General features: G+C 68.3%; 12 protein-coding genes and 1 pseudogene. 11 read left to right on the plus strand and 2 right to left on the minus strand.

Annotation, left to right across the window (positions count from 1 at the left end):
• From VGE49_RS11515 to VGE49_RS11525, 3 genes are all read left to right on the plus strand, one after another.
• A partial coding sequence (locus VGE49_RS11515; RefSeq protein ID WP_473964843.1) for an ATP synthase beta subunit C-terminal domain-containing protein occupies nucleotides 1-427 on the plus strand: 427 nt, incomplete at its 5' end.
• Nucleotides 428-430: 3 nt separating this feature from the next.
• Entirely contained in the window at nucleotides 431-625 is a 195-nt protein-coding gene (locus tag VGE49_RS11520; RefSeq protein ID WP_331034692.1) for a hypothetical protein, read from the plus strand.
• A gap of 1 nt (nucleotide 626) precedes the next feature.
• The gene (locus VGE49_RS11525; RefSeq protein WP_331034693.1) at nucleotides 627-896 is read left to right on the plus strand and encodes an ATP synthase F1 subunit epsilon; all 270 of its coding nucleotides are present in this window, start codon (nucleotides 627-629) and stop codon (nucleotides 894-896) included.
• A gap of 185 nt (nucleotides 897-1,081) precedes the next feature.
• Here VGE49_RS11525 and VGE49_RS11530 read toward each other — a convergent pair whose 3' ends face one another.
• Nucleotides 1,082-1,564, minus strand: a complete 483-nt coding sequence (locus VGE49_RS11530; RefSeq protein WP_331034694.1) for an RNA pyrophosphohydrolase — start codon at nucleotides 1,562-1,564, stop codon at nucleotides 1,082-1,084.
• Nucleotides 1,565-1,640: 76 nt separating this feature from the next.
• Here VGE49_RS11530 and VGE49_RS11535 point away from each other — a divergent pair, with 76 nt between their 5' ends.
• A complete protein-coding gene (locus tag VGE49_RS11535) occupies nucleotides 1,641-2,045 on the plus strand; it encodes a Tat pathway signal protein (RefSeq protein ID WP_331034695.1) in 405 nt (134 codons plus the stop codon).
• A 143-nt stretch (nucleotides 2,046-2,188) separates the two neighbouring features.
• Here the strand turns inward: VGE49_RS11535 and VGE49_RS11540 are convergent, their stop codons facing one another.
• Nucleotides 2,189-3,163, minus strand: a complete 975-nt coding sequence (locus tag VGE49_RS11540; protein WP_331034696.1) for an ABC transporter ATP-binding protein — start codon at nucleotides 3,161-3,163, stop codon at nucleotides 2,189-2,191.
• Between the two features lie 186 nt (nucleotides 3,164-3,349).
• Here VGE49_RS11540 and VGE49_RS11545 point away from each other — a divergent pair, with 186 nt between their 5' ends.
• From VGE49_RS11545 to VGE49_RS11575, 7 genes and pseudogenes are all read left to right on the plus strand, one after another.
• Nucleotides 3,350-3,643: a hypothetical protein gene (locus tag VGE49_RS11545; protein WP_331034697.1), complete on the plus strand. Its 294-nt coding sequence runs from the start codon at nucleotides 3,350-3,352 to the stop codon at nucleotides 3,641-3,643.
• 72 nt (nucleotides 3,644-3,715) lie between these two features.
• A complete protein-coding gene (locus VGE49_RS11550) occupies nucleotides 3,716-3,952 on the plus strand; it encodes a zinc-finger domain-containing protein (RefSeq protein WP_331034698.1) in 237 nt (78 codons plus the stop codon).
• A gap of 3 nt (nucleotides 3,953-3,955) precedes the next feature.
• Nucleotides 3,956-4,396, plus strand: coding sequence for a VOC family protein (locus VGE49_RS11555; protein WP_331034699.1), 441 nt, complete (start codon nucleotides 3,956-3,958; stop codon nucleotides 4,394-4,396).
• Between the two features lies 1 nt (nucleotide 4,397).
• On the plus strand, nucleotides 4,398-5,015 hold the full coding sequence (locus VGE49_RS11560; protein ID WP_331034700.1) for a DUF6655 family protein: 618 nt from the start codon (nucleotides 4,398-4,400) through the stop codon (nucleotides 5,013-5,015).
• Nucleotides 5,016-5,117: 102 nt separating this feature from the next.
• Entirely contained in the window at nucleotides 5,118-5,792 is a 675-nt protein-coding gene (locus tag VGE49_RS11565; RefSeq protein ID WP_349256713.1) for a nicotinate-nucleotide adenylyltransferase, read from the plus strand.
• A gap of 117 nt (nucleotides 5,793-5,909) precedes the next feature.
• Complete coding sequence (gene rsfS / locus VGE49_RS11570) at nucleotides 5,910-6,338, plus strand: ribosome silencing factor (protein ID WP_331034701.1); 429 nt, start codon at nucleotides 5,910-5,912, stop codon at nucleotides 6,336-6,338.
• Nucleotides 6,339-6,359: 21 nt separating this feature from the next.
• Nucleotides 6,360-6,554: pseudogene (locus tag VGE49_RS11575) on the plus strand (23S rRNA (pseudouridine(1915)-N(3))-methyltransferase RlmH); the annotation flags it as partial.

Raw genomic sequence — 6,554 nt, forward strand, 5'->3', positions numbered from 1 at the left:
CCGCGACATCGCGGCCCAGGCCATCTTCCCGGCCGTGGACCCGCTGGACTCGACCTCGCGCATCATGGATCCGCTGGTCATCGGTGAAGAGCACTACTCGGTCGCCCGCCGCGTTCAGGAAATCCTGCAGCAGTACAAGGCGCTGAAGGACATCATCGCCATCCTGGGCATGGACGAACTGTCGGAAGACGACAAGCTGGTCGTGTCGCGCGCCCGCAAGATCAGCCGCTTCCTGTCGCAGCCCTTCTTCGTGGCCGAGCAGTTCACCAACTCGCCGGGCAAGTTCGTCGAGCTGAAGGACACCATCCGTTCGTTCAAGGCCATCTGCGACGGCGAATACGACCACCTGCCGGAAGCCGCCTTCTACATGGTCGGCGCCATCGAGGAAGTCGTCGAGAAGGCCGCCAAGATGGCTGCGGAAGTCTGATCCATGGCATTGCCGGCCCTGCGGATCGAGGACTGCGTCAATGCGACGTGTCCCTGGTCCGGAAAGCCGGTGAGCGCCGATTCGCTCACCCTCTACCGCGGTCGGGTGGTGGGCTTCTGCAATCCGGGCTGTCGCGACAAGTTCGTGGCGGCCCAGAGCGCCTTCGATGCGGCGCTCGACCAACCGATAGGTGCCTGACATGGCTGGCAAGCTGAACTTCTCCCTGGTCGCCCCTGAACGCGAAATCTTCGCGGGCTCGGTCGATCAGGTCGATGCTCCGGGCATCGAGGGCGACTTCGGCGTCCTGCCGGGCCACGCCCCCTTCATGACCACCCTGCGCGAAGGCGTGGTGACGGTCTATGACGGCGCCCAGCGTCGTCGTTTCGAGGTCAAGGGCGGCTTCGCCGACGTCAACGGCGAGGGTCTGAGCATCCTGGCCGAAGAAGCCTCGGAGATCACCGCGAACTGATCGCGGCGACATCGAAACCGATCTGGGCCCCTCGCTTCGGCGAGGGGCCTTTTTCTTTGAAGCCCATACGACTGTCATTCCGGCCGAAGCCGCAGGCGTAGAGCCGGGACCGCCACAGGCGCCCCCGTTTGTGCTTCCTGCGGTCCCGGATAGCGGCTGCGCCGCTTCCGGGATGACAGTTCTGGTCAGCTCTTCGGCAGGTCCTCGAACGCCGCCACCACCTGCTGATAGACCTCGCGCTTGAACGGCACGATCAGGTCAGGCGCTTCCTCCAGCGCGCCCCAGCGCCAGGCGTCGAACTCCGGCTCGCCGTGGGCGGTCAGGTCGAACTCGCTGTCCTCGCCGGTGAAGCGGAAGGCGAACCAGACCTGCTTCTGGCCCTTGAAGCCCTTCCAGGCCTTCGGCCCGCCCATGCCCTCGGGGAAGTCGTAGACGATCCAGCCGCCGGTCCGACCCAGCAGCTCGACCGATCGTACGCCGGTCTCCTCCTGCAGTTCGCGCAGGGCGGCGACCTCCAGGTTCTCGTCCTCGTCGACGCCGCCTTGCGGGAACTGCCAGTTCCATGGCTCGGGCGTGTTCGCGCGGCGGCCCAGCCAGACCTGCCCGGCCGGGTTGAACAGCACCACCCCGACATTGGGACGATAGGCGGAAAGATCGATCTGGCTCATCCGTCCCGATTACGCCCCGGCGCGGCGGCCCGCCAGCCGTAACCGGGCCTTAAGCGAGGGCGGGGCAGGATGGGGCATGGATCGTCGCGCACTGATCGGCCTTGCGGCCCTGAGCACCGCCCTCGTGGCCGAGGCCGCGGAAGCCTCCGGAAAAAGCGAGGGCGGGGCAGCGCCGGCCAACGCCTACATCCCTCTGCCGACGGCCACGGCCACCATCCTGCGCCGCGACGGGCGGCGGGGGGTGATGACGGTCGAGGTCGGGGTGGATGTGGCCGACCAAACCCTGCGCCTGCGCGCCGATCAGTCCAGGCCGCGCCTCAGCGCCGCCTATAACGAGGTCGTGCGGCTGGCGGGCGAGCGGATGCTGCCGGGCGCGCCGCCGGACGTGGAGTGGCTGAGCCGGGCGCTGCAAGCCGCCACCGATCGCGTGCTGGGCAAGCCGGGGGCCAAGCTGCTGCTCGGGACCGTGATGGTGGTCTAGCGTCCACACACATCGCTCATCCCGGCCTCAGCCGAAGTCGGAGAGCCGGGACCGCCCAAGACATCGACAGTAGAAACGGCAGCACTTTCCGCGCTCCCGGATAGCGGCCGCGCCGCTTCCGGGGTGACGGAGGAGGAGGGGCCTCAGTCCTGCGTCGGGCTGGGCCGGGTGGCGTCGCCATAGGTCAGGGCCAGGAAGACATCTTCCAGACTGGGGTCCTCGGTAGCGATGTCCTTGATGGTCACGCCCGCCGCTCGCACGGCGGCCAGAACCTGCTCGACGCTGGATTCTCCGGTGCGATAGGTGACGACGAAGGCCCCGTGCGGGCGCGGCGCGACGTGGAAGCCGTTGAGCGGGGGCAGGACCTCCTGCGGCGTCTCGGGCGTCACCACCACGTTGCGGGTGTCCAGACGTTTCAGCAGCTGGCGCGTCGGCTCGCAGGCCACGACCTCGCCCCGGTTGATGATGGCGATGGTGTCGCACAGCTCCTGGGCCTCTTCGAGGTAGTGGGTGGTCAGGATGACGGTGACGCCCTCCTCGTTGATCTTGCGCACATAGTCCCACAGCTGGCGGCGCAGCTCGACGTCCACGCCCGCCGTCGGCTCGTCCAGGATCAGGACGGGCGGATTGTGCACCAGGGCCTTGGCCACCATCAGGCGGCGCTTCATGCCGCCGGACAGGGCGCGGACATAGGCGTTGGCCTTGTCCGACAGGCCCAGCGCCGCCAGCAGCTCGTCCGAGCGCCGCTCGTCGGCGGGCACGCCATAGAAGCCGGCCTGGACCTCCAGCGCCTCGCGCGGGGTGAAGAAGACGTCGGCGACGATCTCCTGCGGCACCACGCCCAGCGCCGCGCGGGCGTCGCGGGCCTCATGGTCGATGTCGCGGTCCCAGATGCGGACGCTGCCCTCGGACTTGTTCACCACCCCGGCGATGATGTTGATCAGGGTCGACTTGCCCGCGCCGTTGGGGCCCAGCAGCCCGAACATCGAGCCGCGCGGCACCGTCAGGTCGACGCCGCGCAGGGCCGTCTTGGCCGGCGACTTCTTGGTGCCCGCATAGGTCTTCTTCAGGCCCCGCACCTCGATGGCGTTGACGGGCAGGGCAGGGGTCTCGGTCATGCGGGGGTTCACTCGGAGGGCGGAAGCGTGCGGCATAGGTAGGGGGCCAAGGCGCGTTCGCCAAGGCGCAGTTCGGGCCGTTTCGGACAAGCGTGCGTGTCTTTGTGTAAATGACGCTTGACGCGCCCCCTCATCGTGTCTAGGTTGCTTGTCATAAAGACAACCTACCTTGATGGAGAGACGCTCTTGACCGCCCTGCAAGCCCAGATGAAGAAGCCTCTGACCAAGACCCGCCTGATCGGTTTCGCCGCCCTGGGCGTCTGCGCCGTCGGCTACACCGGCATGGGTCTCGCCCTGCTGGGGGGCAAGCTGGACTATCTGGACATGACCCATGCGGCCCTGCTGGCGGCGGTCGCGGCTCTGATCGGCGAGATCGGCCTGTGGGTCGGCGCCGGCTGCCTGGGCCTGACCCTGTTCAAGAAGCGCAAGGCCATGCTGGACAGGCTGTTCCGTCGCCAGCCGCGCCCTTCCGAAGTTTGACCCCCATTGTTTGACCAAAGGGTCCGGTCCTTCTAGGAACGGCGCGAGCCTTTCCAGACTGGACCGGACCCCATGCCTCCCCGCCATACCGACGCCGTCATCCCCGCCCCCGAAGAGATCGTCGTGCCGACGAAGCGCGTCGCCTGCGACGGCGGCGGCGTTCTCGGCCACCCGCTGGTATACTTGGAGATGGGCGAGGACGATTTCGTCGAGTGCGGCTACTGCGATCGTCGCTTCATCCTGTCGGCCCATGCACATCCCGAGAATGAGTACCTGGACCCGGCGGCCCGCCCGCCCGAGGCCCACTGAGCCATGCGCTATCTGCACACCATGGTCCGCGTGAAGGACCTGGAGGCTTCGCTGCATTTCTATCGTGACCTGCTGGGTCTGGTGCAGACGCGCCGCATGGACAGCGAGGCCGGGCGCTTCAGCCTGATCTATCTGGCCGCGCCGCAAGACACGGCGCGCGCCGAGGCCGAGAAGTCGCCCGAGGTCGAGCTGACCTTCAACTGGGATCCCGAGGACTATCAGGGCGGCCGCAACTTCGGCCACCTGGCCTTCGAGGTCGAGGACATCTACGCCGCCTGCCGGCGCCTGATGGACGGCGGGGTGACGATCAATCGTCCGCCGCGCGACGGCCACATGGCCTTCGTCCGCTCGCCCGACGGCGTTTCGGTCGAGTTGCTGCAGGCCGGCGAGCGCCTGGCCCCGGCCGAGCCCTGGGCCTCCATGCCCAACGTCGGAGCCTGGTGATTTGACGACCGCGCGCCTGATCTCGCTGTTCGCGGCGACCGCCGTCCTGGCCGGTTGCGCCTCCGTGACCGAGACCAATCCGGCGCGGACGGCCACCGACATGCTGCTGGTCAACCGCGCCGCGGACCGAGCGGTCGAGGGCCTGACCCTGCCCATTCCTCAGGGCGCGCGGGTCTTCGTCGACGAGACCTATTTCCAGGCCGAGAACGCCCGCTATGCGCTGAGCGCCATTCGCGCCGCCCTGTCCGATGCGGGCTACGCCATCAGCCGTGACCGCGACAGCGCCGACGCCATCTTCGAGGTCCGCGCCGGCGCCCTGTCGCTGGAGCAGATGCGCCGGGTCTTCGGCATTCCCGACATGCGGGTGCCGATCAACGAGACCCTGAACGTCGTCTCCATTCCCGAGCTGTCGATCTATTCCAACCGCGACCGCATGGGCGTGGCCGAGTTTTCCGGCTTCCTCTACGACGGCCGCACAGGCCTGCCGCTGGGCGCGGTCACGCCGATGATCGGCCAGTACAAGATCCGCAGCCACAAGGCCTTCATGGTCGTGACCTGGGGCCAGCAGCTGGCCCAGCCGGGCGAGCGCGATCCGGGCTCCAGTTGGAAAGAGTTCTGAGACTTTCGTCCGTCTGCTGAAACGAGACAGGGGCGACGGGCCGTGTTAGGGCGCGGGTGAGCATAAGTCCGTCCTCTCGTCGTCGTCGCCAAAGAGCCGCCCTTGTCCTTCTTTCACGCCGGTCCCGCGCCGAAAGGCTTCGGCTCTCGCCCCGGCGCTCTGCGCGACGGCCTGGGCCTGCAGGCGGGCATGAAGGTCGGCTTGTTCGGCGGCTCCTTCAATCCGGCCCACGACGGCCACGCCCATGTGGCCGAGACGGCGATGCGGCGGCTGGGGCTGGACCGGGTGGTGTGGCTGGTCTCGCCGCAGAACCCGTTGAAGTCGAACCACGAGACCGCCCCCCTGCTTGAGCGCATGGCCTCGGCCCGGTCGGTCGCCGACACGGTCGGCCCGGCCATGATCGTTTCCGACTTCGAGACCCGGGCCGGGACGCAATGGACCGTCGACACCGTACGCGCGCTCAAGGCCCGCTATCCCGGGGTGCAGTTCGTCTGGCTGATGGGGTCGGACAACCTGGCCAGCTTCCACCGGTGGCGGGGCTGGACCGATATCATGCGCCTGATGCCGGTGGCGGTGATCGCCCGGCCAGGCAGCCAGTTGGACAGCCGCACCGCCCCCGCCGCCGCCCGCTTCGCCCGGTTCCGCATTCCCGCGGCCCAGGCCGGCCTGCTGGCCAGCCTGGCGGCGCCCGCCTGGACCTATCTGACGGCGCCGCTGAATCCCCGCTCATCCTCGGCGATTCGCGCCGCCGGGGCGCGGGCGCCCGCCGAAGGGTGACGTTTCCGGCGGGACGTGCTAGGTTGCACCTTTAGTAATCTCCCCTGGAGCCCTCCGCTGACCCCCTCGCCCGCGCACGACGCGCAAGACGCCGCCGTTTCCAACGCGGCCCATGAAATGGACCCGATGGATTCCGTCCATTCCGAAGACGGTCAGGCCGAAGGCCCCAGTACCGGCGATCAAGCCCCGCTTCCGGTCGGCCTGACCGAGCTGGAACGCGCCATCATCGCCAAGCTCGATGAAGACAAGGCCCAGGACATGGTCCTGATCGACCTGCGTGGCAAAAGCCCGATGTCCGACGCCATGATCGTGGCTTCGGGCCGGTCGCACCGTCACGTCGGCGCCCTGGCCGACCACCTGCTGCGCCTGTTCAAGGATCTGGGCCTGGGCAAGGTCAAGGTCGAGGGTCTGCCGCACTGCGACTGGGTGCTGCTGGATGCGGGCGACGTCATCGTCCACCTGTTCCGCCCCGAAGTGCGCACCTTCTACAATATCGAGAAGATCTGGGCGATCGACAGCGCCCACCGCGGCGCCGGCGCCGCCTGATCCCCGGACCGAGCTGACCCCATGAAGCTGGCGATCGCGGCCATCGGCAAGCCGGGCCGCGGTCCCGAGGCCGCTCTGGCTGACGACTACGCCCGGCGGGCGACCCTGGCGGGTCGGCCGCTGGGCTTAGGTCCGCTGGAACTTCTGGATATCGAACCCCGCACGTCCGGCAAGGCCCCCGAGGCCGAGCTGATCCTGGCCGCCGCCGAGGGCGCG

This window comes from Brevundimonas sp. (genome assembly GCF_036405315.1).
In the GTDB taxonomy this organism is placed as follows: Bacteria; Pseudomonadota; Alphaproteobacteria; order Caulobacterales; family Caulobacteraceae; genus Brevundimonas.